Source organism: Streptomyces roseolilacinus, assembly GCF_014649335.1.
Classification (GTDB): domain Bacteria; phylum Actinomycetota; class Actinomycetes; order Streptomycetales; family Streptomycetaceae; genus Streptomyces; species Streptomyces roseolilacinus.
Genome location: NZ_BMSV01000007.1, coordinates 185,998 through 210,177, shown reverse-complemented (window position 1 = coordinate 210,177; position 24,180 = coordinate 185,998). Strand labels below are relative to the sequence as shown.

The window sequence follows — 24,180 nt, the reverse complement described above, 5'->3', positions numbered from 1 at the left end:
CCGTGACGGAACAGCGATCGCCTCCTTCGGAGGTCCATCACGACCAGCACGCCGCCCTTCGCATCGTCCGGCTGCATGACACCCGCCACGGTACGGCGACGCTCCCCACCGCCACCGCCACCGCCATCCCGCCCCGCCTCGTGAAGGAGATCCTCGGCCGCAGCCAGATCACCGTGCCGGTGAACGCCTACCCCCACGTCGTCCAGGACAACAACGCGGGCCTGTGAGTCACATGGATGTGGATGTCAGAGGCCCCCAGTCGTGATCGACTGGGGGCCTATTTCCTGGTGGGCGCGAACGGTTTCGAACCGCCGACATCTGCTTTGTAAGTTCGACCGGATGACCATCCAAACCCGCGCTAGGAGTTGCGGCGCGGGTTCGCCTCCGACGGGCCGGTGCCTGTCTGACTGGGCTTGTACGCTCTCGTTGCCGTCACATTCTGCCGTCATCTCGACCGGGCTCACATCGGTGACACCTGGGACACACGAGCGCCCCACCGCAGCCAGGGGTGGAGCCTGGTCCACACCCGGGCCTTGCTCCACTCGGAAAAGCGTCGGTGAGCTGTTGCCCCCGACGGCCCGAACGACGCCTTCGGCAGCTGTTGCCACGTACAGCCCGACGTGGCCACGAACACGATCGCAGCGAGTACCTCCCGGTCACCGTGCCGACGCCGGCCACCACCCTGCGGCCGCGACGGCGCCTCCGGCACCAGCCGCTCAACAATTCCCACCACGACCGACAGCCAACCCAATCCGCCAAATGAGATGGCTCCTAACAGGCGTGCTCGTCTCCGCAGGGCTCGGACTGATGGGTTGTGCGCGTGTCCAGGCGGACGGCCGAGTGCTGCGCGCACTTCCCGTCGGCGCGTGGCTGTCGGGGAGACCCCCCCTGGACAAGCATGTTGAGTAGATGAAGCCAGATAGCCAGTTTCAGCCGCCCGGTCCAATCTTATGGATAACGCTAAACCACGCGCTGGCATAATCAGCCGAGTGGAATTCGTTGTTAAATGCATTCAAGACCCACGTCTGCGCGGTACCCAAGGGGAGATTTCGACCCCCACCAAGCCCTTGCCCATCGAGATCAAGGTTGCTACAGCTTGAGCCTTCGAACAATCTTAGGGTCGGGACGACGACAAGAGCTTCGGAACTTCGCACCCGCACGTTTACACGCAGCTCACCTCTGGCTTCACCCCCCGCGCAGACCGTTTCCTTGAACAATTCCGCTTGACCGTGAGTAAGGCGAACTGAGCGATTGATATCGCGTATTTGTTTGTCACTTGCACCGAACAATCCACAACATTCAACAACCTCCATAGTCCCTTGGAGGGTGACAGTGTGTGTATTTGCTGCCGCAGCAGGCTGGGCTGTGCCCACGAACGGGATGGACGCCGCAAGAACTGCCGCAGCCGCAATACGCCCAAGCTTCATGACAGGACCTCGCTGATTTTTCCCACGTCTAACGGGGCCGCCTCACTCCGTAGGATGATCCCATCATCAGGGTCTCATCTCGGAAAGTTTCACGCATCTTAAAGCCATGGAACCGACCGCCCCAGCCACAGCGGGTTTCTCCCACTATCAACCCGAGCTGTTAGGCGTGCGGCCGGGCCGGGCCGGAGCGGGGCGGAGACAGGAGCGTCGGCCCGGGCGACCGGGCCGCGCGCGCCGCGCTGTGCGCGGCGGGCGCCTTGATGAAGTAGGGAAAGTTTTACCCGCCTCGGCGGCGACGGTTTTCAAGACCGTGACACGAACGAGGAGTAAGTGGCCTTCGACCTGCTACTTCCCTTGTTCTGCGGGCCCTTCAGTCAGCTTCTTGGCCGGAGGGTGGCCGCAAGGCTATTCGCCAGCGCCCCTCACGCGTCTTCACTCAGCAGCTCGAAGATACCTCGCTCCGTCCAGTGGCCCGCCGCGCCAGGACAAGCCGCGACGTACGCAGCAATCGCCTCCACATCCCAAGCACCGGCCGACAACAAGCCCGACGCCAGGAAGCGCACGTAGGCGGGGGAGGGAGGAAGTCATTGGACGTCACTCATGCCCCACGGGGCTGTGAACGTCAGCACGGGCATGCCGTCGACTTGCCCGGCGCACACGAGCGTCTCGTACCGGCCCTCCCCCAGCACGGCTCGACCCTGCGTCAGCGCGTTGGTCAGGTCGAGATCCGAATCCGGTGCTCGGTACATCTCCTGAGCCGCAATGTCAGCGAACTGCTGAGCGGTCACCAGGTGCGCCCTCGCCAGCACGCGCCCACTGGCGTGCGGATCGTAGAAGGCCCTGCCGCCTCCCCACGCAGGCGATTCGGTTGCGAAGTACATCGCGCCCGTGAGCTCCACGGGGATGGACCGTGCCGGCATTGTGGGGTTGCGGCACCCCGGATACTCCCTCGCGGCCCCTGGAGGCTGCCCCCCTTGGATGTACGCGGCCAGCCGATCCAGGTGCATGTTCGAGCCGTAGGACGTGTACCAAACCTGTTCAGGGCACACGTCGCGCGGAAGTGTCGAGTCGATGCTTCTCAGTGCCTTCACGCCTGCTTGCTCCTGTGGGGCTCGCTCACTCCGCCGAGACGTCGTACGTGATGACATGACGGTCTCCCGGAAGGATCGTGATCATTACCCGTAGGGGTCGATCGTTCTCGTCGTATCCCGTACGCATGTGGACGGCGACGGGAGTCGCGGAGGGCGGCGACAGTCTTTCGATCTCCGCACGAGTCGGCATCCTCAACGGTGATCTCGTCGCAGTAGCGAGCCTGTACGAGGCCGATGCCGGCCAGGATGCCGCCGGGTGCCCATACGTCTTCCGGCAGCATGAGCGGCGTGCCCCGGGCCGACTCCTCAGGGAAGTAGGAGTCAGCCAAGGCGTACGGGTCCTGGTCGACCATGCGCGCTCCTTCCCGGACGACGGTCAACGCGGTCTCGGCATCCAACCGGAGACGCTCCGCGACTTCGGGCGGCGGGCGGCGGGCGGCGGGCGGCGGATGGACACCCGGACCTCCTGCCGGGCCTGGCGGCCACTTTCGGCCACAGTGCCGGCCCATTGGTCGCCGCGTTCATCCGGCTCATGCCGCGCCCGCGACTCCAACACCGACCACTCCCACACCGCCGGCGTCAGGCTTCGACGAACGAAGCTACCCCGCCCCTGACCAGCAATGATGAGTCCTTCTTCCGTCAAGCGTCGCAGGGCTAGCCGAACCGTGTTGCGGCTCGTCTCGTACCGTTCGACCAGTTCGAACTCCGTTGGGAGCTGTTCACCGGCCTGAAGCTCCCCCCGTTCGATCTGTCCCCGCAGGTCATCCGCAATTCGGTGGTACCTCGGGCGCTGCTGTCGGAGCCGCGTCATCCCCCTCCCCCTCATGTGCGTGCCGCCGCTGCGCTGGCAGCGGCTCCGCCAGGCCATGCAGCGGGACGCGGCGGGGCAGCAATGGCAGGACAGTGACTACGTCTTCACGACGCGTACGGGCCGCACGGTCGAGCCGATGAACCTCAGCCGCTCGTTCCAGCGCATCGCGGAGGCGGCCGGGCTCCCCCGGATCCGGCTGCACGACGCCCGGCACGGGTGCGCAACGCTCCTGTTCGCCGCGGGCGTGCCGGCGCGGGTCGTGATGGAGATCCTGGGGCACTCGCAAATCGCCGTCACGATGAACATCTACACGCACGTCTCCGACGAGCGTCGGAGGGAGGCGATGGGGCACATGGACCGGCTGCTCCGCCGGCGCCGTCCCGAGTGAGACTGCCGTCAATCTCTACCGTCAAAGGCCCCCGCAGCGATGTGCTGCGGGGGCCTTCGTGGTGGTGGGCGCGGACGGTTTCGAACCGCCGACATCTGCTTTGTAAGCCTGGCGCCCCTCGCAGACACATCCTCACTGGTCACCAGTCCTACGGGACGCTGATACCGCAGACGGTCGTCGAAGCCACTACGCACCTGCATTGACCGCGGTTGACCACTCGATCTGGCACGGCTGTGGCACGCAACCTCTTCGTGTCAGACACTCACCCCGACCTTCGATGCGAGCTACAGGTGTGGGGTGCTGAGAGCGGCGGCGCTGCCGGATGGTTGCTGTCTCGCTGCCCCACAGCATGGCGGAGCTTCCAAGCCCGCTGTTACTTACGTTCGTTGCTGCGCTGCCCGCAGACTTCAGTCATCATCTAGTGATGGAGGAATGGAAGTACACACTGCTTAATGGACTACTGGCCACAATGGGGGCGATCATCGTCGGGTGCTTGGCCCTATATGGCGTCCTACGACAAGCACGCAAAGGGCAGGAGATCGCTCACCAACAGTCGCTCGCCCTCTTGGCGCAGGTTGACCGGAACGCGGTTGCCGTACGCGATCAGGCGCGGTGGGAGTCGCGTCGCAGCACCTATGCCGAAACGCTGACGGCATGCCATCACTACCTGACGGCTACCTTCGCGGCGGGAGAACTTCTCATAGACCAGCATGATGAGAACGGTGAAATCGTTGGTTCATTCAATGACGAAGCGGAGGGAAGGCGAGTTTCGGAGACCCTTGACCAACTCAATGCACAAATCAATTCACTTCGTCTTGAGGGGCCCGCCGAGGTTCTTGATCATGTTATTGAGAAGCTTTCGGAAGCGGCCGCAGACCTTCACACCACCCTCTATGTGTGGAGTGGGCTCGTTCACGACGGACACCTATCGAACCTCGGCTCTGATTTTCAGAGCTTGCTTGACCTCACGCGTGAAGCTCGAAATGAACTTCTGAGTCGCATGTATGACGTATTGCACCAGTAGCCCGCCCGTAGATCCACCGCTCACCCCCAACTCCCATCCCGTCTGCCGTCGACCCACACGTCAGTGGAGCGGGCGCGGTGCCGGGCGTCCAGGTGGAGCGCGCCACTGTACGAACGACCTGGACGCCCGGTGCCGTGTCTGCTCGGCTTGTCCTGGGTCGATGGCAGACGGGATGGGAGTTCCCCGCCTCAGCCCTCCACGGCCGGCACTCGCATACGGTGCCCCCGCCATCCCGGAGTCGGAGCGCCCCCGCCGGAGGCATGTCCGTGACGAGGAGGGAACCGCGGGCGGTTGGGGCTCGGCTCATGCCCTTGGGCCTACCAGCCGTAGGGGCGGGCGTCGGCGCAGCGCGCGCGGAGCGGGCCGAAGGCAGGAGCGTCGCGCGGAGCGGAGCCGGGAAGCCCGCCCGGCGGAGCGGAGCGCAGCCGGGTGCTTGATGAGGTAGAGAAACCTGTAACAACTCATGACCGATAGGACTCTTGGCGCTGGTCATGCCTGGGTGATGGTGTGGCAGTCGAGCCGTACGCATGAGGGGGCAGGGTGCAGCCATTACCGGATGACTTGGCGCAGAATCGGGCGGGCGATGCGGTACGCCGCAAGATCCGGGAACTGCAACCGAACCCGCTGCTCAGGCTGGTGGACCGATGGTCGGCGGAACCGAAGCTTCGCAGCTGGAAGGACGGCCTCGTAGGTGAGCGGCTCACCGGTAAGCGCCTGGACCGGCTCCGGGGCCGCGGCTGGTTCACCCTTCACGCCATCCAATGGGCGACCGGCACGGACATCGATCACATCGCCATCGGTCCCGCCGGCGTCTTCACCATCAACTCGAAACGGCATCCGGGGAAGACCGTCTGGTACGGCGACATCGCGATCACGATCAACGGCAGCCGGACTCGGCACATCGCAGCCAGTCAGTCTGAAGCGCGCCGGGTATCCCGCGTCCTGTCCCGTCACTGCGGGATCGACGTCCCCGTCCGACCCGTGATCTCCGTGGTCCACGCGGCGAAACTCACGGTCAAGGGTGCGAACCCGCCGGTGCTCGTCCTGGAGGTCGAGCACATCGACCGGGTGCTGTCGGGGCTGTCACCGGTGCTCTCGCCCGATCAGGCGGCGCACATCTACAGCGTGGCCCGGCAGGCCCGCACCTGGACCGGCTGATCAGGCGTCGAAGTCGTACTCCAGCACGTACGCGGCGGAGTCGAGGATCATCTCGTTCACCTCGACGGGTCGCCCCTCGTCCGCGAACGCCGTACGGCAAATCATGATCACCGGGGTGCCCATCGAGAGCTGAAGCCGACTCGCTTCCTCCTGCGACGGCATCCGACAACGGATCTCCTCACGGAAGTGCACGGGCTTGTAGCCCAGCTCGGCCAAACGGGCGTAGATGCCGCCGGGGCCGGTGTCCTCCTGAGTGATCGCCGAACCCGCCACCAAGTCCGCGGGCAGGTAAGACGTGGCCAGAAGGACGGGCTTGTCGTCGAGAACGAAACGGCGACTCCGCGTGCAGGTCGCCGCACCGGCCTCCATGCCGAGCACTCGACTGATCCGCTCGGGTGCCGCGGCTTCGGACACCTGCACCTGGTCGACTACTAGGGTCCGGTCCTCGATGTCCGCCGACCAGATGGAACGCCCCGCTCCCCACTGATCGCGGGACAGTCGCTGAATGCCTCGCCGCCTGAGCGGCTTGAAAGCGCGCACGAATACGCCGGCGCCCTTGCGCGACTCGGCAAGGCCCTCGTTCTGGAGCACGCCGAGTGCCTGCCGCGCCGTCATGCGAGCCACCTCGTAAGTGGCCATGAGGTCGTTCTCTCCCGGTAGCCGATCACCTGGGCCGTACTCGCCGGCCTGGATCGCTTCCCTCAGATCGTCCGCGATGCGCTGGTACTTCGGCTGGCGTCCGCTGCCCTGGGTGGCCATGTGATCCCTCCTTTCCTCTCTAGACACCTTAGGGGCGATCACGCGTTCACCCCAACCGGCGGCTCGCCTCAGGGGCCAATCCGAAACCTCTCTAGAGACGTGTTGACATCTCTAGAGAGGCGCTGTTCTATGGAGTCATCTCTAGAGAGGTTGCTCACAAGGGGTGGCCTCAGGGACGAGGAGACAGCTATGCCGTCGTTCAAGGTGGACACGTCGACTGCCGTGGTGTTCGTGGCCACGGCCCCCGTGCCGAAGCTCGTCAGCAAGCAGACCGGTGAGCGGGCGGTGGACCGGGAGAGCGGTGCCGGCCTGTCCACGGTGGGTCTGCTGATCTCGGACGAGGGGGAGGGGAACCTGTACCAGGTGACCGTCCCGCAGACCGGCCTCCCCGAGGGCCTGAAGCCGGGGATGCCGGTGTCGGTGATCGGGCTCAAGGCGCGGGACTGGGAGAACACGTTCAACGGGCAGACCCGTCACGGGATCTCGTTCCGTGCGGTCGCCGTCACGCCGCTGGGGGCCTGACCATGTCGGATCTGTCGACGTTATGGGAGGTCGGTCTCCCTCTGGCCGGTGCCGGTGGTGGTCTGGGATACGCGAGGGCTCGCGCTCCGCGGGTGTTCTGGTCGCTGGTGGGTCTCCCGGTGGCGCGGGTTCGGTTCGCGGTGACGTACCGGTCCACGATGGACGTGTGTGGGCTGACGGTGCAGCCGTCGCGTCTGCGGGCGTTCATGGTCCGCACCGTCGCCCGCCGCGCGGACGTCCAGCCGGTCCCGCCGAAGATCCGGCGCGTGCGGGGTTCTGCGACCGGGATGCGGGTCACGCTCCGCCTCCCGGCCGGCCTTGAGCCCGCTGACGTGGTCGCTGCCTCTGAGCGGCTGCGGCACGCCTGGGGGGTCCACTCGGTCAACGTGGTGGAGACCAAGCCGGGGTTCGTTGAGCTGCGGATGACCGGTTACGACGTACTGCGGCGGGTGAAGATGCCGCGCCGGCTGCCTTCCGGGCCGATGACGGTGCCGGTCGCGCTGCGGGAGGATGGCACGGCGTTCGTCCGGGACTACCTGAAGGTCCCGCACGCGCTGACGCTCGGCGCCAACCAGTCGGGCAAGTCCATGTATCAGCGCAACCTCATTGCCGGGCTCGCTCGGCTGAACGTGGCGCTGGTCGGGATCGACTGCAAGCGCGGGGTCGAGCAGCGCGGATACGCGCCCCGCCTGTCGGCCCTGGCCGTCACCCCGGAGGAAGCGTCCGCGCTGCTGGACGCCCTGGTAGGCGAGATGGAAGCGCGCTTCGACCTGCTCAGCGAGTACGGCGCCGCGGATGTGTGGGCGCTGCCCGACAAAGTCCGTCCGGTGCCAGTCGTGCTCCTGGTGGACGAGGTCGCCGAGCTGTTCCTCGTGACGGGGAAGAAGGACGAGGAACGCCGGGACCGAATGGTCACGCAGATGATCCGCCTGGGGCAGATGGCCCGCGCGGCCGGCATCTTCCTGGAGGTCTGCGGCCAGCGCTTCGGCTCCGACCTCGGCAAGGGCGCCACCACCCTTCGCGCCCAGCTCACCGGCCGGGTCGTCCACCGCGTCAACGACAAGCAGACCGCCGACATGGGCCTGGGCGACATCGCCCCTGACGCGGTCGTGGCCGTGCTGACGATCCCGCCCGACCGGCCCGGCCTCGCGGTGGCCGGCGACTCCTCCGGCGGCTGGTCCCGCATCCGCACCCCCGAACTCAGCGCGACCAAGACCGCCGCCCTCTGCGCCCAGTACGCGCACCTCACCCCGCGCATCCCGGCCCTGGAGCCGTTCTGGCCGGTCGTTCCCACCGCACCGGCGGCCGACGCCCCGCCGCTGCTCAAGCCGGTGCCCATCACCGACTAACCCCCTATTCGACGGTCGGCGCGACCGCACCCCGCGCCAGGTCCCTACCCCTTCCATGCCTGAAAGGAGGTGAACCATGTTCCGTAACTTCCGCTTCGACGCCGTGCTTGTTCAGGCCGTCATCGCCGGCGCCCTGTCCTTCGCCCACCTGCACGACCTGGCCGAAGCGGCCGGGCAGGACGGGTGGAAGGCGTGGGCCTACCCGGTCAGTGTCGACCTGCTGTTGGTGGCGGCCTGGCGTCGGATGCGCAAGCAGGGTGACAACCGCGCCGCCTGGGTGTGGTTCGTCATCGCCCTCGCCGCGTCCCTCGGCGCGAACGTCGCCACCGCCGGACTGCTCGATCTGAACGACGTACCCGCCTGGCTCCGCATCCTCGTCGCCGGATGGCCCGCGCTCGCCTTCCTCGGCGGAACCCTCCTCGTCCATGCCCCCACGCACACCGAGGACGAGTCGACCACGCCTCCGACACCGGTCACCAAACCGGATCACCGCGCCCCCGAAGCGGCCCCGGAGCCGATCACCCTCGAACAGACCCTCGAACCAGATCTGGTCAGGGTCGAGCCTGCCCCGGACTCCATGCCGGAACTGCCCGCACCCGCACCGACCACTTCCGTGCCGGTACCGCCCGCGCTCCTCGACCACGCACGCAAGGTCGCTGACGCTCACCGCGCCCAGACCGGAACGCCGATCGACTCCAGCACCCTGCGCGCCCGCCTCGGTGTCCCTGCCCCGCTGGCCGACTCCATCGCCGCCCAACTCACTTGATCAGAAAGGAGGTAACCCCATGGCGCGTCCGAACCGCTTCTACGACGTGATCCGCATCGGCCCGGTCCGGGTCGGCAGCCACTACGACGGCCGCGGCCGGACCAAGCACACCGCCGTGTGCACCGCCCCTGGCTGCGACTTCTCCGCCGACTACCACCACCGCTCCGCCGCCGAACTCGCCGCCCGCACCCACCGCTGCAACGCCTGAAGGAGGCGCCCCATGTTCACCCCGAAGTACCCGCTGCCCGACACCGCCACCCAGGTCGTCCCGCTCCAGCCGACCGACGCCACCGCGACTCCGCCGGCCGTTCCCGCCCCGGCCACGGTGACGCCCACCCCGGCCCCGTCGCGCGCCACGGTCCAGGTCACGCCCGCCGCCGTCGCCACCGGCACCGCCGCCGTCCTCGTCGTCGGCACGGTCCTGGTCTCCACGCTCCTGGCGGTCGCCGTCACCGCGGCCTCGGTCGCCCTGGTCGCCGTCGTGCTGCGCCTGCTGCTGAAGGACCTCAACCACAAGCGCTGAAAGGGAGACCCGTCATGGGCCTGTTCAACCGCAAGAAGGACACCGAGACCCCGGCGAACCCGGCCATGGCCGAGCTGGGTCGTGAGTTCGCCATCGCGCGCCGCCACGGCGACCGCAAGACCATGCGCCGCATCGGCCGCGAGTACAGCAACACCGTGCGGACCAACGCCGACGCGGCCTCGTTCCAGCAGGGCCAGGAGGCGTACGACGCCATCCCGCCCATCAACCCGCCGCGCCGCAACCGGCGCCGCTGAGCGGCCCCCGGGGCGGCCTCGGTCGCCAAACTTCCGCCGCCCCGGGCGCCTGAGCCCCATCCCAGATCCAACGGACCCGAAAGGGAGAGCCCATCATGCCCCAGCACACTCCGACCGCGCCCGTGTGCCGCGACTGCGACGGCTTCGCCACCGCCACCATCACCACCGGCATCCGTCACGCCGACGGCACCCGCACCACCCTGCGCGTCACCTGCCCCACCTGCAAGGGCACCGGCCACACCACCTCCGCCGCCACCCGCGTCCGCGCCGGGAAGTGACCGCCGTGGCCCTGCTGAACTGGCGCTCCGCCGACCACTACGACCACACCGGCGACAAGCCCTGCGTGCTCTGCACCAAGCCCACCCCGCTGCGCTCCGACCGCGGCAAGCCCGTTCACAAGGTCTGCGCCGAAGAGTGGATCGACACCCATGCCCCGCAGGAGGACGACGCGTGAGTGATGCCGCCACCATGGCGGGCCTGGACCCGGCCACCCTCGCCGACGTGCTGAGGCTGGCCGGGTCTACCGGCTTCGACCGCCTCCAGGACCAGATCCGCCGCACCGGCGGCTGCGCCAACCCCATCCACCTCCAGGGCCAGACCGTCACTCGGGATGCCGCCACCGGGCTGGTCCTGCACCACTACTCCACCGACACCGAACCGGGCGGACGCCTCCGCGTCGCCTGCGGCAACCGCCGCGCCTCGCGCTGCCCCGCCTGCGCCTGGACCTACGCCGGCGACACCTACCACCTGATCCGCGCCGGACTCGTCGGAGACCCCGCCAAGGGCACCCCTGACACCGTGCGCGACCACCCCCGGGTCTTCGCCACCCTCACCGCCCCCTCGTTCGGCCCGGTCCACAACCGGCCCGGCAACCGGCCCTGCGCCTGCGGCACCCGCCACCCCGAAGACGCCCCCGAGCTGGGCACGGCGCTCGACCCGGCGACGTACGACTACGCGGGCGCGGTGCTGTGGAACAACCACGCCTCCGAACTGTGGCGCTACTTCACGATCTACCTCCGCCGCGAGATCGCCCGCCGCGCCGGCCTCACCCAGAAAGCCGCCCGCGACCAGTCCCGCGTCTCCTTCGGCAAGGTCGCCGAGTACCAGAAGCGCGGCGCCGTCCACTTCCACGCGGTCATCCGCTTCGACGGCCCCGAAGGCCCCGACTCGCCTCCGCCGCCGTGGGCGACCCTCGACCTGCTCACCGACGCCATCCGGGCCGCCGCCGCCCGTGTCCGCGTCGACATCCCCGCCGCCGGGGACCAGCCCGCCCGCACGCTGCGCTGGGGCACCCAACTCGACATCCAGCCCATCGGCGCCTTCGGCAACGGCGAAGAGATCAACGAACAAGCCGTCGCCTCCTACGTCGCCAAGTACGCCACCAAAGCCGCCGAGACCACCGGCACCGTCGACCGCCGCATCGGCAACAAAGAAGCCCTCGACCTGCTCGGCGTGCCCGACCACCCCCGGCGCCTGATCGAAGCCTGCCTCGACCTCCACCCGCTCTACCCCGACCGCAAGCTGCGCGACTGGGCTCACATGCTCGGCTTCCGCGGCCACTTCTCCACCAAGTCCCGCCGCTACTCCACCACCCTCACCGCCCTGCGCCAGGCACGCGCCGACTACCGCGCCGCCGAACAACGCGCCGCCCTCGGCCTGCCCGACCCCGACGACCACCCCGAAGCCACCACCCTCGTCGTCGCCCACTGGGCCTACGCCGGCCACGGCCACACCCCCGGCGAATCCTGGCTCGCCGCCAACATCCGCCGCGACATCCAACACAACCGCGAGCACGCCCGAGAAATCCGCGCCGAACTCGACCTGGAAGGAACCGCAGCATGAAGGACCGACTGCTGAGCGTTGCCGAAGTCGCCGAGTACCTCGGGACGACGGAACGCTTCCCGCGACGTCTGATCGCCGAGCGTCGCATCGTGTTTGTCAAGGTCGGCCGCCATGTGCGCATTCCCGAGAGCGCATTGGAGTCGTTCGTCCTGGCGAACACCGTGTCACCGATCTCGCCAAGCCGCGGGACGGCGTACAGGGCGGTGGCCTGATGGCGAACGGCAAGGGCAGGAAGCGCCGTTTCGGCTCGGTCCGCAAGCTGCCGTCCGGGCGCTTCCAGGCGCGCTATCGAGGCCCTGACGGGCTGCTCCGCGCGGCACCCCAGACCTTCGGGACGCAGACGGATGCCGACCGATGGCTGGTCCGCAAGGAAGCCGAGATCATCGAGGGTCGTTGGCAGAATCCGGACGACAAGATCCCATTCGGGGCGTACGCCGACGCCTGGTTCAAGGAGCGCGACTACGCGGCAACCACGCGGGAGCGCAACGGCAGTGCACTGCGGCTGCACATCCTGCCGACGTTCCGCGACGTCAACGTGGGCGACATCAGCACGCCGCAGATCCGGCGTTGGCGTGCCGGCCTCCTCGACAGCGGCGTGGGGGAGGCGACCGTGGCGAAGGCGTACCAGATCCTTCGAGCGATCATGAACACGGCGGTTGATGACGGACTGATCCAGCGCAACCCGTGCCGGATCAAGGGCGCCGGCACCACGAAGACGGCTGAGCGCCCCTTCCTCACGGTCGCCGAGGTGTTCCGGCTCGCCGACGTCGTTCCCAAGCGCTACCGAATGTTGATCCTGCTCGCCGCCTTCACGTCGCTGCGGTTTGGGGAGCTGGCCGCACTCCAGCGGCATGACATCGACCTGGAACGCCGCGTCGTCTCCGTCCGCCGGGCTGCCGCCGAGACGCGCACGGACGGCTTGCTGATCAAGGCGCCGAAAAGCGCAGCGGGCATCCGTACGGTCGCGTTTCCGGCCTCGCTGGTCGAGGAGCTGCAAGCCCACCTGTCCGAGTACTCGGAGGCCGGCCGCAACGGACTGGTCTTCGTCGGGCCCCGCGGCGGCATGCTGCGCCGCAACAACTTCCGCCGTATCTGGCTGCGCGCCCTCCCCCAGGCCGGTCTGGGTGACGTGCACTTCCACGACCTGCGGCACACGGGCAACACCCTGGCGGCCACCGGTGGCGCGACCACGCGGGAGCTGATGCACCGGATGGGGCACTCGTCGGTGCGGGCCGCGCTGATCTACCAGCATCTGATCAACGGCCGTGATCAGGAGATCGCCGACCACGTCGACCGTCAGATCAGGAGGACCCGCGATCGGGACGGGTGATGTGGACTCGTTGTGGCCCCGATGTGGCATGTGAGTGGCACGACGGTCCTCCCGCCCCATGACCACGGGGGAACGAACAAGGCCCAGGACTCCGGGAAACTTCCGGATGACCTGGGCCTTCGGCGTATCGCCGATCATGTGGGCGCGGACGGTTTCGAACCGCCGACATCTGCTTTGTAAGAGCAGCGCTCTACCCCTGAGCTACGCACCCTCGGAGTGAGGCAACAGCGTACATGGCCCATGGGTGGGGTTCGCAAACCGTCGCAGGGGGGTTAGCCCCACCCCGGGCGCGGTGGGTCGCCGGATCGTGGGGCGGTGGGGTGGTGCGTAGCGTGGGGCCGTCGCAGTGGTTCCATCCTGGGGGAAGCTCGTGGTCACGCAGCGTTTTCGTCGTCGCACCGTCCGTCTCGCCGTCGCGGCGGGCCTGGTGTTCGGGCTCGCGGGGTGCGGGGACGTCGACGTGGCGGACGCGCCGGTGGAACGCGAGGTGTTCCCGTTCGGCGGGACCTCGCTGACCGTCGACTCCGGGGACAGCGAGGTCGTGCTCGTCCCCGCCGACGTGAAGGGCGTCGAGGTGACCCGGCAGGTCGACGGGTGGGTGGTGCTCGGCAACGGGCCCGAGGCGCACTGGCGGATGGAGGGCGGCACGCTCACGCTGCGCGTGGAGTGCGACGCCGTCGTCGAGAACTGCGACGCCCGGCACGAGGTGAGGGTGCCGCGCGGCACCGCCGTGACCGTCAGGGCCGACAGCGGCACCGTGTCCGCCGACGGCTTCACCTCGGCCCTCACGGTGCGGACCGACAACGGCGACGTCGCCGTGAAGGACGCCCGCGGGCCGCTCGACCTGTACACCGACAACGGCACCCTCCGCGTCGAACGCGCCGTCTCCGAGACGGTCACCGCCCGGAGCGACAACGGCGACGTCCACCTCGGCCTGCACGGCGCCCCCCGGCGGGTCGAGGGGCGCAGCTCCAACGGCAACGTCGTCGTCGAGCTGCCCTCCGCCGCGGGGCCGTACGCCGTGGACGCCGGCAGCGACAACGGCGAGGTCGCCTCCGAGGTGCCCCGCGACCCGGGCAGCCCCCGGTCGGTCACCGCGTTCAGCGAGAACGGCGACGTGCGGGTCCGTACCGCGAACTGATCCGCCCTCCCGTTCGTCCTACCCGGTGGGAGAATGGACCGGGTCGGCTCGGACACGCACGGTACGGGGAGCGGATGTGACGGGGACACGCGGCGCACGGCGGTACGCGAAGGATGTACTCGCCCTGGTGCTGCTGCCCCTGCCCCTGCTCGCCGCCGTCTCGGCGGGGGCGCTCGCCTCGGCCGGGGCGTTCGCCGGGAGCGGGTCCGGGGGCGGTACGCGGCGCTGGTTCGGCGGCGGACGCGCCGAGGGCCAGCGGGCCGACGCGCAGGCCGCGAAGGACGCCGCGGCCGCCGCGTTCTACGAGCTGGACACCGCGCAGCGGGGCCTGCGGATCTCCGTCGAGACGATCGTCGCGGTCGACTCCTCGCCCGCCGCGGGCCGGGCCGCCGAGGAGTTCGCCGCGCTGGGGCGGCGCATCGACGAGGTCAGCCAGGCGTACATCGAGGCCGTCGACAGCCACGACCTGGACCGGGTCGACCTCGACGCCGCCACGGCGGCCGGCGCGCGCACGGACCTGACCCGCGCCAGGGAGGAGCTGGTACGGGTCCGGGGCGAGCTGGAGCGGTTCGAGCAGCGGATCGCGCCGCTCCTGGACACGGCCGAGACGCAGCTGGCCCGGCTCGCCCCCGCCGTCGAGCGGGCCCGCGCGGCGCTGCTCGCGGCGAGCGAGGCGCTGGACGCCGTACGCGGTTCGGGGCTGCGCGCCGACGAGCAGGCCGCGCGGCTCGCCGCCCTCGCCCCGGAGCTGACCAGGCTCAACGAGGGCGCGGGGCGGCACGGTGTCGCAGAGACCCTGCAGCGCGCCGACCGTGTGCTGCGCGAGGCCGAAGCCGTACGGGCCGAGGCGGAGCGGCTGCCCGAGCGGGCCGCGGAGATCGACCGGCGGCTGGTGTCCCTCCGCACGCGCGCGCAGGCCCTCGCCAACCGGGCCGCCTCCGTGGAACCCGTGCTGAGCGAGCTGCGGCGCCGGTTCAGCGCCGCGTGCTGGCAGGACCTCCAGCCCGTACCGGCGCGGGCCGTGGAGACCGTACGGCGGGCGGAGGAGAAGCTCGCCGAGGCGGGGCGGGCGCGGGACGAGCAGCGGTGGGCGGACGCGACGGCGCTGCTGGGCACGGTGCGGGCGCTGCTGAACACGACGGACGAGGCCGTGTCCGCCGCCGGGGACCGGCTCCGGCGGCTGGACGCCGTGTCCGGGGACCCGCAGCGGGAGGTCGAGCGGACGCGCTTCACGATCCGGGACGCCCAGCGGCTCGCCATGGAGGGCCGCCACACCCCCGATCCCCGGCACGCCGGGCCCCTCGACGCCGCGGTCGCCCGCCTCGACCGGGCGGTGGACGGCCTGGAGGGGCGGCACCCCGACTACTGGCACTTCCTGAACGAGACACGGGCCGTGCGGGCGGAGGTGGCCCGCGTGGTGGAGCAGATCCGCGAGGAGCGCGGGGGCGGCCCGTCGGGGCCGGGGCGGGGCGGGGCCGGGTAGCTCGCGCGGGCGGGGATGGGGGCCGGGGCGGGGCCTCAGCCGGGATCGGGGCCGGGGCCGATGTCGGATCGCAGCTCAAGCAGGGGCCGGGGGCAGGGCCGGGTGGCCGGAGCCACCGGGCCCGCGGTCGCGGCGGGGTCGTTAACCTGTGCGCATGCCTCGCTACGAGTACCGCTGCCGCACCTGCGGCGACACGTTCGAACTGAGCCGTCCCATGGCGGAGTCCTCCGCCCCCGCCGCCTGCCCCGCCGGGCACGGCGACACCGTGAAGCTGCTGTCGGCCGTCGCGGTCGGCGGCACGGCGGCCGCCGCACCGGCCGGGTCCGCGAGCGGCGGCGGTGGCGGCGGGTGCTGCGGAGGCGGCTGCTGCGGCTGACGCCCCCGCTCCGGAGCCGCCGGCCTCGACGGACTGCCGGCCCCGGAACCGTCCGCCCCGAAGCCGACCGTCCCGGCGACCGGCCCGGCGTGCCGCCGCGGGCGCCGGGCCGGTCGGCCCCGCCCTCAGACCGCCGCGGGCGCCGTCCGGGCCGCCGCCAGGAACCGGCGCAGGATCTCCTCCCCCGCCGCGACCCCCCGGTCGGCGAGCACCTCGACGTTGCCGGCGCGCCAGCCCGTGTCGGCCAGCTCGCCGTGCCCGGGCCGCCACGCGCGGTCCGCGGCCAGCAGCAGGTCCGCGTCCAGCAGCGAGTCGCCCGCCGCGAGGACGGTGCGGGCGCCGGTGCGGCGCGCCACCTCCCGTACCGCCGCGCTCTTCGTCAGCGGCTTCGGCACCGCGTACACCTTGCGGCCCTGCAGGGACACCGTCCAGCCGCGTGAGCCGGCCCAGTCGGACAGCTCCGCGAGCCACCCGTCGGGCAGCAGGGCCCGCTCCACGACGAGGTACGCGAAGAGGTCCTCGGCGACCCGCTCCTTCAGCAGCCACGCCGGGTCGGCGGCGGCCAGCAGGTGCGCCCGCACCTCGTCGAGCGTGGCGCACTCGTCGGCGAGGCGCGCCGCGACGACCGCCTGCCAGTCGCGGTCGGACTCGCCGTCGACCAGCAGGTGGCCGCCGTTGGCGCAGATCGCGTACCGGGGCGTCGGGCACGGCAGCCGGATGCGCCGGTACTGCTCCCGGGTACGGGTGGTGACCGGCATGAACGCGGCCGTGCGGGCCAGTTCGTCGAGCAGTTCGGCGGCCGCCTCGGTGACGTACGAGAGCGGCTTGCCCTGGTACACCTCCACGCACAGCAGGCGCGGCGCCTCGGCGTCGGGGGCGGTCAGCGCGAGCGCGGCCGTCGAGTAGATGAGGGTGCGGTCCAGGTCGCTGGCGACCAGCGCGGGCCGGAACGTCACGGCGCCGTCACCGCCCGGCCGTCGGCGCCGGTCGCGCCGCGCGTGTACCGGGGGTGGATGAGGCCCACGCAGGTGTAGGGCAGTCCGTCGGCCTCCTCGACCGGGACGCCGCGCTGCTCGGCGAGCAGCCGTACGTGGTCCAGGTCGGCGCCCGCGCCGCGCTGGGCGAGGATCTTCCACGGGACGCGGCGCAGCAGGACCCGGGTGGTCTCGCCGACGCCCGGCTTGACGAGGTTCACGTCGTGGATGCCGTACTCCTCGCTGATCCGCTCGACGGCCGCCCACCCCTCCCAGGTGGGTGTCCGGTCGGCGGCGAGGAGGCGGGCGGCGTCCGCGGCGACGGCGTCCGCGACCTCGTCGAAGCGACCGGAGACCGCGTCGAGGAAGTCCCCGGACACGTCGGCGCCGGCCAGCTCGCGGTAGAACTTGGCGCCGTGGTAGTCGTCGGGGCCCACCAGGTCGGCGCGCAGGACGGTGCGCGAGATCAGCCCGGAGACCGTGGAGTTGAGGCAGGCGGAGGGGATGAGGAAGTCCTCGCGGGTGCCGTGGGTGCGCACGCAGGAGCCCGGGTCGGCGAGTACGGCGATCTCCGGGTCGAAGTCCGGGAAGCCGTCGAGGGCGGCGGCCAGTTCGCGGGTGATGGCGCCCTTGCCGGTCCAGCCGTCGACGAACACGACGTCCGCCGGGTCGTGGTGGGCGCGCAGCCAGCGCAGCGCGTTGGTGTCGATGCCCCGGCCGCGCACGATCGACACGGCGTAGTGCGGCAGGTCCAGGCCGTGGCGGTGGCGGGCCCAGCGGCGCATCAGCACGCCGACGGGGGTGCCGGCGCGCGCGAGGGAGACCAGTACGGGGCGGGGCGACCGCTCGGCGAGCACCGTCTCGGTGACGGCGCCGACGGCGCGGGCGATCCGGGCCGCGGAGGCGTCGAGGGCGGCGTGGAACAGCTTCTGGTACTCGTCGCTCGGCTGGTACTCGACGGGCAGCGACTCGGCGTAGTGGGCGCCGCCGCTCTGGATGGCCTCCTCGCGTTCCTCGGTGGGGGCCTCCAGCTCGACGGCCGACAGGTCCTTCAGGAGCCAGCCGACCTCGTCGGGGGCGTAGGAGGAGAACGCGGGTCCGCGCAGCGGCTCGGGCAGCATGCCGGCTCTTTCCGGTACGTACGAGGGGACGGTCGCCAGCACGACGCGCGGGACGTGCGCGGCGAGCCGGGCGAGGAGGCCGTCCCGGGCGTGGAGGAGGGGGGTGTCGGCGGTCGAGTCGACGACGACGGCGACCGCGTCGAAGCCGGCGCCGGCGACGTTGTACGCGTACCGGTCGCCGGGGCCGTCCGCGGGGTCGTCGTGGGCGGGGAAGACGAGGCGGGTGCGGATGGCGTAGCCGGGGTCGTCGACGGCGAGGACGGGCGAGCGGGTGGTGGTGGAGAAGCGCACGTCGGCGTGCGGGGTCCGCTCCTCCAGCGCGGCGGCCAGGGCGAGGGGGGCGTACATCAGCTCCTCGCAGCCGAGGACGAGGACGCGGGGGGCGCGGGCGGGGGCGTCACCGGCGGGAGCGGGCGGCGCGGGCGCGGGCGCGGCGGTCAGGGCGAGCGCCTCCGCCAGGCGGGCCGCCATCGACGGCAGCGCCGCCTCCAGGCGGGCCCGGTGCTCCGGGGTGAAGCCGTGGCGGCCCCCGTCCGGCAGCCCGGCCGGCCAGCCGAGGTCCACGCGCCGTACGGCGGTCACGTCGCCGGACGCCGCCGGCGCGGGCTCCTCGTGGGCGGCCACCAGGGCGCGGCCCTTCTCCAGGACGCCGTCCGGCAGCCGTACCGTCCCCGCCGCGAGCGCCACCAGGTCCACCCGCGCGCCGATCTCGTCGGCGAACTCCGCCAGCCGCCCCCGGTCCTCCGCCGACCGCATGTCGACGAGCGCCACGATCACGTACCGCTCGCGCGGGTACCGCTCGTGCAGCGCCCGCACGGTGTTCAGGACGGTGTTGCCGGTCGAGAACTCGTCGTCGACCAGCACCAGCGGGCCCGGCCCGGCCAGCAGCCCGGGATCCTCGGGGAGCAGGAGGTGCGAGGTGTGGTGGGAGTGGGACTCCTCGAACCCGGCCGCCCGGGGCACCCCCGGCACGGGGCGGCGCGTGGAGTGCAGGTACGGGGCGTGGCCCAGGCCGTCCGCGACGCAGTGGCCCAGGCCGGTCGCCGTCTCCGCGTACCCGACGACGACCGCGCGCCGCGCCTGGGCGTCGCCCAGCAGCTCCCGCACGCGGCGCCCCAACTCGTGTCCGGCGCCGCGCACCACGGCGGGGCTCTGCGGCACGTGCTTGCCCAGCACCCGGGAGACGAGGAGGTGCGCCCGCTTCCTGTTGTTCCGCAGGGCCAGCCCCAGCAGGCCGCGCAGCTCCCCGTCGTCCCCCCGCTGCCCGCGGAGCTCGACGCCGAGCCGCTCGGCGACCCATGTTCCCGTCCACACCGTGCTGTGAATGACGTGCCTCTTCTCTCTCAGGTACAGGTGCCTTGCCGGGTGCGGGGCGCCGCTCACGGTACCGCCAGGCCCGCCGCGAGCAGTTCGACGAACCCCACGTCCGCCTTGGCGACGCCGAACACCTCGGCCCGCCGGAGCGTGCGCTCCGCCCAGGCCCGGTGCGGCTTCACCTCGTTCATCTTGTTCGTGTAGGCGGAACGCAGGACGCCTCCGCCGCCGCGCTCCGGGCGCAGGATGTCCCGGGCGTCGGTGTACTCCTCGTGGCTCACGACGGACAGGGCGTGCACGGGCTGGACGTGGGAGGGGTGGATGCAGGTCTTGCCGAGCAGGCCGTTGGCCCGGTCCAGCTCGATCTCGCGGAGCAGCCCGTCCAGGTCGTGCTCGATCAGCGCGGTGCGCAGGGCGTCGGCGCGGCCCTCCGTGAAGGGGCTGCGCCGCAGCATCGGCTTGAACATCCGCTCCTGGAGGCGGAAGTACTCCCACACCGGTCCGGTGATCGTGAAGCCGCTGCCGTCGGCGCGGCCCAGGATGTTGACGACGTCCGCGATGACGTGGGCGACGATCTGCACGTCGTACGCGGTCATGTCGGGTGAGCGGCGCAGCCCGTACGCGGAGCAGAAGTCGGTGACGCCGAGCCGCAGGGCCAGGACCCGGTCGCGGTGGGCGGCGACGGAGCGGGCGATCCCGGCGAGGGTGTCGGCGCGGGTCTCCAGGTGGAGCAGCTCGGGCGACTCCAGGACGGGCATCGCGTACAGGGGGCGGCCGGCGAGGGCGTCCGCCGTGGCGGGCTCCGCCTCGGCGGCGGCGAGGGCCTCCAGGAAGGGCGTGCCGCGCTTCTCGGTGAACTTCGGCAGTACGAATCCGGACAGCAGCCGCACGGCGGGGCCGAGGCGGCGGGCCAGGTCGGGTATCTGCTCGGGTTCGCGGACGCGGATGAACAGCAGCGGCGGCTCACCGTCCCGCCCGGCGAGGTCGGCGAACTGGCGCACGAGGTTCTCCTCGCCCCTCTCGACGTCCCCGTCGCCGATGGAATCCTCCAGGCAGAGCACCATCGACACGACCCCGCGCCCGGCCTGCTTCATCACGTCGTCGGCGAGGCCGGGGCGGGTGGCGGGGCTGTAGAGGGTGGCGCCGAGCGCGGCCGAGAGGACGCGGGCCGGCGAGTGGCTGTCGAACGCGCACGGCTCCCGATGGAACAGCCCAGCCCGAGCAGCAGGCGAGATATGCCCGAAATGACGCATGCGGATTCCCCGAACTGCCGTGATGTGCTGCCTGCGGCCTGGTGACATGTGGCCGGTAATAGTACGTAGGGACAAGTGTCGCCGGTTCCCCGCCGGTGTGAACGCCGCGTGACATGAGGACCGACCCCGAGGGGGCGCGCCGGGCGGCCGGCGCGCCCGGTACCGGCCCCCGCGTTGTCCCCCGGGCGGACGGCCAGGCAGGATGACGGGCATGACGCACGAGATGCTGAAGGGCTCGAACGTCCCGCTCGACGTCGCGGCCGTACGGGCCGTACTGCGCTGGACCCCTGGCCCGGGGGTGCCCGACGTGGACGCCTCGGCCCTGCTGCTCGGCCTGGACGGGCGGGTGCGTTCCGACGAGGACTTCGTCTTCTACAACCAGCCCCGGCACCCCTCCGGTGCCGTGCGGCGCCTGCCCAAGAAGCGCGTGGAGGACGGGCTCACCGACACGGTCGAGGTAGACCTGGCGGGGCTGGAGCAGTCCGTGGACCAGGTGGTGGTCGCGGCGTCCTCGGACGGCGACACCTTCGTGCACGTGCCGGACCTGCGGATCGTGCTGTACGACGCCGCGGCGGGCGAGGACGCCGAGGCGCTGGCGTCGTTCCACGTGCGCCCGGAGACGGGCGAGGAGACCGCGGTGATCTGCGGCGAGCTGTACCGCAGGGGCGAGGGGTGGAAGTTCCGCGCGGTGGCGCAGGGCTATCCGACGGGGCTGATCGGGCTGGCCACGGCGTTCGGCATCTCGGTCGACGAGGAGGAGGCCGCCGCCGCGGCCGCGGCGGACGCCGAGGCGGCGTCCCAGGCCCCGGCCGCGGAGCCGGTGACCGGGACGGACCCCTCGGACGCCACCCAGGCGATACCCGCCGGGGCCGCCACCGGCGTCACGGCGGCTCCCGCCGTCCCCGCCGTCCCCGCCGCTCCTCCGCTGCCGCCCCCGCCGGCCGTCCCGCCCGCGTACGGGTATCCGCACCCCGGGGCGCCGCAGCCCTCCTACGGCTACCCCCAGCCCGCGTCGGCGCCTCCGTACGGCTCGCCCGCGCCGCAGCCCTCCTACGGCTACCCGCACCCGGCGCCCCAGCCCGCCGCGGCGGCCGCCGGGGCGCCCGTACCGGACCCGAGCTTCCAGCTGCCGCCGATGGGGCCGCAGTTCCAGCGCTGAGCCCCGTGGGGAGCCGCGGGGTGGGGCCGGGAGCGCGGCGGCGCGGCCGTCAGTGCGTCCCGGCCTTGAAGCCGCGGCCCCACTGCATGCCCCAGCCGTACATCCGGTCCAGCTCGCCCTGGAAGCCGTAGACGAACTTCACCTCGCGCCGCACCACCAGCTCGCCCTTGACGTTCTCCAGCAGGAAGACCGCGCAGGAGCGGGCCTCGGGGGCGCGCTCGTCGAGTTCGATCTCGATGCGTGGGCCGTTGCTCGGGTAGAGCGTCATCATGGCGTGGGTGCGGTCGAAGGCGGGCGTCTGGTCGTAGATGTAGACGAAGAACAGCAGCCGCCTGATGTCGTCGCGGTGGTCGAGGTTGACGAAGATCGTCTCGCCGGACGGCGAGCCGAACCGGTCGTCGCCGCTGAGCTTCACGTACGGCGCGTCGTTGAGGTCGCCGAAGTAGCCGCCGAGCGGCTGGACGACGCCCTTGCTGCCGTCGGTCAGCTCGTACAGGCACCCGATGTCCAGGTCGACGTTGGTCACGGCCCGGGTGTGGGCCTGGACCGGTTCGGGCTGGAAGAACTTCAGCGGGTGCCGCAGCAGCCGGCCGCTCTGCCTGCCCCTGTCGTCGAAGTCGGACGTGCGCATCTTCCACGAGAGGTTGACGCGCAGGTTGCCGGTCGCGGCGCCCTGCTTGGTCAGCGAGACCGTCGGGCGCCGCCGTGTCAGGTCGATCGCGTTGCTCGCGGCGCTGCCCGAGTCGAACTGCGCCGCCCTGTTCTGCCGCAGGCTGTCCCAGAAAGCCATGCCACCCCCCAAGGTGTCCGGATACGCGGCGGGGCGGCCGGGAGCACCCGACCGCCCCGCTTCAGAAGCGTTCCTCGTTACCGGAGTGGTCACACCCCGGTCGGGGCCTCGGCCTTCTCGCCGGGGCCTCCCGCACCGCCCTCGGCCTCGGCGATGCGCTTGTTGCGGCGGACCGAGGAGAGGAAGGAGGCGGCGATCAGGAACACGCCGATGAAGCCGGTGACGAGCTCGCTGATCTCGTGCTGGATCGTGATCAGGAGGATCACGGCGAGGGCGCCGATGGCGTAGTGCGCGCCGTGCTCCAGGTAGACGTAGTCGTCGAGCGTGCCCTGGCGGACCAGGTAGACGGTGAGCGACCGGACGTACATGGCGCCGATACCGAGGCCGAGCGCCATCCAGAAGATGTGGTTGGTGATGGCGAAGGCGCCGATGACGCCGTCGAAGGAGAACGAGGCGTCGAGGACCTCGAGGTACAGGAAGAGGAAGAACGCGGCCTTGCCGGCGAGGCCGACCGCGGAGACCTGCTTGCCCTCCCGGTGGGCCTTCTCCTCCTCCTCGTGCTCCCGTTCCTCCTCCTCTTCGAGCTTGTTCTCGAAGTAGCCGGAGAGGCCGCCGACGACCAGGTAGGTGATCAGGCCGGCGACGCCGGAGAGCAGCACCGTGGCGGACTTGTCGGCGTGGCCGGTGCTGGTGTGCGCCTCGGTGGCGAAGGTGATCGCGGTGACGAGGAGGACGATGAGCGCGATGCAGACCGACAGCATGTCGACCTTGCCGAGCTTGGCGAGCGGGCGCTCCAGCCAGGCCAGCCACTTGTGCTCGCGCTCCTCGAAGATGAAGTCGAGGAAGATCATCAGCAGGAACATGCCGCCGAAGGCGGCGATGGCCGCGTGCGCGTCGGTGACCAGGTTCTCGTACTGCTTCGGCTGGTCCAGCGCCAGCTGCACGGCCTCGATCGGGCCGACCTTGGCACTGATCGCGACGATGACGACCGGGAAGACCAGCCGCATACCGAATACCGCGATCAGGATGCCGATCGTCAGGAAGATCTTCTGCCAGAAGGCGTTCATCTTCTTGAGGATTCCGGCGTTGACGACCGCGTTGTCGAAGGAGAGGGAGATCTCGAGGATCGACAGGATCAGTACGATCCCGAACGCCTCCCACCCCCACTGCCAGGCGGCGAAAGCGAGGCCGAGCGCCGTGACGGCGAACGACCAGCCGAAGGTTTTCAGAACCACTGACTACCCAATCGTGTTGGGGGTCCCCCCGGGCGAAGCCTGCGGGAGGGTCCCCTCCACGCCGATTGCGCCGGGCCTTGAACGAACCCT

At 70.8% G+C, this 24,180-nt stretch carries 26 protein-coding genes, 1 tRNA gene and 2 pseudogenes; 19 read left to right on the top strand and 10 right to left on the bottom strand.

Translation table 11 applies throughout. The features are described from left to right. Positions 1–2 precede the first annotated feature (2 nt). Positions 3–227: a hypothetical protein gene (locus IE106_RS18655; protein WP_189535469.1), complete on the top strand. Its 225-nt coding sequence runs from the start codon at positions 3–5 to the stop codon at positions 225–227. Positions 228–508: 281 nt separating this feature from the next. On the opposite strand, the pseudogene IE106_RS30995 reads toward IE106_RS18655, so the two are convergent. The 3 genes and pseudogenes from IE106_RS30995 to IE106_RS30990 form a co-directional block, all read right to left on the bottom strand. Then, positions 509–766 (bottom strand): annotated as a pseudogene (locus tag IE106_RS30995) (transposase); the annotation flags it as partial. A gap of 1,245 nt (positions 767–2,011) precedes the next feature. Next, positions 2,012–2,326 (bottom strand): hypothetical protein, encoded by a 315-nt coding sequence (locus tag IE106_RS30835; RefSeq protein WP_308427883.1) that lies wholly within the window; start codon positions 2,324–2,326, stop codon positions 2,012–2,014. A gap of 568 nt (positions 2,327–2,894) precedes the next feature. Then, positions 2,895–3,329, bottom strand: a complete 435-nt coding sequence (locus IE106_RS30990) for a GntR family transcriptional regulator (protein ID WP_189535467.1) — start codon at positions 3,327–3,329, stop codon at positions 2,895–2,897. Here IE106_RS30990 and IE106_RS18635 point away from each other — a divergent pair. The 3 genes and pseudogenes from IE106_RS18635 to IE106_RS18625 all read left to right on the top strand — a co-directional run. Continuing rightward, a pseudogene (locus IE106_RS18635) lies at positions 3,316–3,717 on the top strand (tyrosine-type recombinase/integrase); the annotation flags it as partial. The gene IE106_RS30990 and the pseudogene IE106_RS18635 sit on opposite strands and share 14 nt — an antisense overlap. 424 nt (positions 3,718–4,141) lie before the next feature. After that, positions 4,142–4,741 carry a hypothetical protein gene (locus IE106_RS18630; protein WP_189535461.1) on the top strand — a complete coding sequence of 200 codons (600 nt, stop codon included), beginning with the start codon at positions 4,142–4,144 and terminating at the stop codon, positions 4,739–4,741. Positions 4,742–5,281: 540 nt separating this feature from the next. Beyond that, on the top strand, positions 5,282–5,899 hold the full coding sequence (locus IE106_RS18625; protein WP_189535460.1) for a nuclease-related domain-containing protein: 618 nt from the start codon (positions 5,282–5,284) through the stop codon (positions 5,897–5,899). Here IE106_RS18625 and IE106_RS18620 read toward each other — a convergent pair whose 3' ends face one another. Next, entirely contained in the window at positions 5,900–6,658 is a 759-nt protein-coding gene (locus tag IE106_RS18620) for a GntR family transcriptional regulator (protein WP_189535457.1), read from the bottom strand. A 189-nt stretch (positions 6,659–6,847) separates the two neighbouring features. Between IE106_RS18620 and IE106_RS18615 the strand changes: the two genes are divergently transcribed. From IE106_RS18615 to IE106_RS18565, 11 genes are all read left to right on the top strand, one after another. Further along, entirely contained in the window at positions 6,848–7,180 is a 333-nt protein-coding gene (locus IE106_RS18615; protein ID WP_189535455.1) for an SCO3933 family regulatory protein, read from the top strand. Between the two features lie 2 nt (positions 7,181–7,182). Next, positions 7,183–8,529, top strand: coding sequence for an FtsK/SpoIIIE domain-containing protein (locus tag IE106_RS18610; RefSeq protein WP_189535453.1), 1,347 nt, complete (start codon positions 7,183–7,185; stop codon positions 8,527–8,529). A gap of 76 nt (positions 8,530–8,605) precedes the next feature. Then, positions 8,606–9,295 (top strand): DUF2637 domain-containing protein, encoded by a 690-nt coding sequence (locus IE106_RS18605; protein WP_189535451.1) that lies wholly within the window; start codon positions 8,606–8,608, stop codon positions 9,293–9,295. A gap of 19 nt (positions 9,296–9,314) precedes the next feature. Next, positions 9,315–9,503 carry a mobile element transfer protein gene (locus IE106_RS18600; protein ID WP_189535449.1) on the top strand — a complete coding sequence of 63 codons (189 nt, stop codon included), beginning with the start codon at positions 9,315–9,317 and terminating at the stop codon, positions 9,501–9,503. A 12-nt stretch (positions 9,504–9,515) separates the two neighbouring features. Beyond that, positions 9,516–9,818 (top strand): SpdD protein, encoded by a 303-nt coding sequence (locus IE106_RS18595; protein WP_189535448.1) that lies wholly within the window; start codon positions 9,516–9,518, stop codon positions 9,816–9,818. A gap of 14 nt (positions 9,819–9,832) precedes the next feature. Continuing rightward, positions 9,833–10,072: a hypothetical protein gene (locus tag IE106_RS18590; RefSeq protein WP_189535446.1), complete on the top strand. Its 240-nt coding sequence runs from the start codon at positions 9,833–9,835 to the stop codon at positions 10,070–10,072. Positions 10,073–10,167: 95 nt separating this feature from the next. After that, positions 10,168–10,350 carry a hypothetical protein gene (locus IE106_RS18585; RefSeq protein WP_189535444.1) on the top strand — a complete coding sequence of 61 codons (183 nt, stop codon included), beginning with the start codon at positions 10,168–10,170 and terminating at the stop codon, positions 10,348–10,350. A gap of 5 nt (positions 10,351–10,355) precedes the next feature. Further along, positions 10,356–10,526: a hypothetical protein gene (locus IE106_RS18580; protein WP_189535442.1), complete on the top strand. Its 171-nt coding sequence runs from the start codon at positions 10,356–10,358 to the stop codon at positions 10,524–10,526. Further along, entirely contained in the window at positions 10,523–11,914 is a 1,392-nt protein-coding gene (gene repSA / locus IE106_RS18575) for a replication initiator protein RepSA (protein WP_308427882.1), read from the top strand. Before IE106_RS18580 ends, repSA begins: the two co-directional genes overlap by 4 nt. Further along, on the top strand, positions 11,911–12,126 hold the full coding sequence (locus IE106_RS18570) for an excisionase family DNA-binding protein (RefSeq protein WP_189535440.1): 216 nt from the start codon (positions 11,911–11,913) through the stop codon (positions 12,124–12,126). Before repSA ends, IE106_RS18570 begins: the two co-directional genes overlap by 4 nt. Further along, on the top strand, positions 12,126–13,244 hold the full coding sequence (locus IE106_RS18565; protein ID WP_189535438.1) for a tyrosine-type recombinase/integrase: 1,119 nt from the start codon (positions 12,126–12,128) through the stop codon (positions 13,242–13,244). The genes IE106_RS18570 and IE106_RS18565 overlap by 1 nt, the downstream gene beginning before the upstream one ends. 139 nt (positions 13,245–13,383) lie before the next feature. On the opposite strand, the gene IE106_RS18560 is transcribed toward IE106_RS18565, so the two are convergent. After that, a tRNA-Val gene (locus IE106_RS18560) sits at positions 13,384–13,455 on the bottom strand. 159 nt (positions 13,456–13,614) lie between these two features. Here IE106_RS18560 and IE106_RS18555 point away from each other — a divergent pair. From IE106_RS18555 to IE106_RS18545, 3 genes are all read left to right on the top strand, one after another. Continuing rightward, positions 13,615–14,385, top strand: coding sequence for a DUF4097 family beta strand repeat-containing protein (locus tag IE106_RS18555; RefSeq protein WP_189535436.1), 771 nt, complete (start codon positions 13,615–13,617; stop codon positions 14,383–14,385). A 76-nt stretch (positions 14,386–14,461) separates the two neighbouring features. Continuing rightward, a complete protein-coding gene (locus IE106_RS18550) occupies positions 14,462–15,868 on the top strand; it encodes a hypothetical protein (protein ID WP_189535434.1) in 1,407 nt (468 codons plus the stop codon). Between the two features lie 154 nt (positions 15,869–16,022). Then, on the top strand, positions 16,023–16,244 hold the full coding sequence (locus tag IE106_RS18545; RefSeq protein WP_189535432.1) for an FmdB family zinc ribbon protein: 222 nt from the start codon (positions 16,023–16,025) through the stop codon (positions 16,242–16,244). Positions 16,245–16,369: 125 nt separating this feature from the next. On the opposite strand, the gene IE106_RS18540 is transcribed toward IE106_RS18545, so the two are convergent. The 3 genes from IE106_RS18540 to IE106_RS18530 form a co-directional block, all read right to left on the bottom strand. Then, a complete protein-coding gene (locus IE106_RS18540; protein ID WP_189535430.1) occupies positions 16,370–17,200 on the bottom strand; it encodes an HAD family hydrolase in 831 nt (276 codons plus the stop codon). Beyond that, positions 17,197–19,653: a phosphoribosyltransferase gene (locus tag IE106_RS18535; RefSeq protein WP_189535428.1), complete on the bottom strand. Its 2,457-nt coding sequence runs from the start codon at positions 19,651–19,653 to the stop codon at positions 17,197–17,199. Before IE106_RS18535 ends, IE106_RS18540 begins: the two co-directional genes overlap by 4 nt. Before the next feature lie 65 nt (positions 19,654–19,718). Next, entirely contained in the window at positions 19,719–20,906 is a 1,188-nt protein-coding gene (locus IE106_RS18530) for an HpcH/HpaI aldolase/citrate lyase family protein (RefSeq protein ID WP_189535426.1), read from the bottom strand. A 202-nt stretch (positions 20,907–21,108) separates the two neighbouring features. Between IE106_RS18530 and IE106_RS18525 the strand changes: the two genes are divergently transcribed. Further along, entirely contained in the window at positions 21,109–22,065 is a 957-nt protein-coding gene (locus IE106_RS18525) for a TerD family protein (protein WP_189535424.1), read from the top strand. 49 nt (positions 22,066–22,114) lie between these two features. Here the strand turns inward: IE106_RS18525 and IE106_RS18520 are convergent, their stop codons facing one another. After that, positions 22,115–22,855, bottom strand: a complete 741-nt coding sequence (locus tag IE106_RS18520; protein ID WP_189535422.1) for a TerD family protein — start codon at positions 22,853–22,855, stop codon at positions 22,115–22,117. 89 nt (positions 22,856–22,944) lie between these two features. Next, complete coding sequence (locus tag IE106_RS18515; protein WP_189535420.1) at positions 22,945–24,090, bottom strand: DUF475 domain-containing protein; 1,146 nt, start codon at positions 24,088–24,090, stop codon at positions 22,945–22,947. Positions 24,091–24,180: the final 90 nt, after the last annotated feature.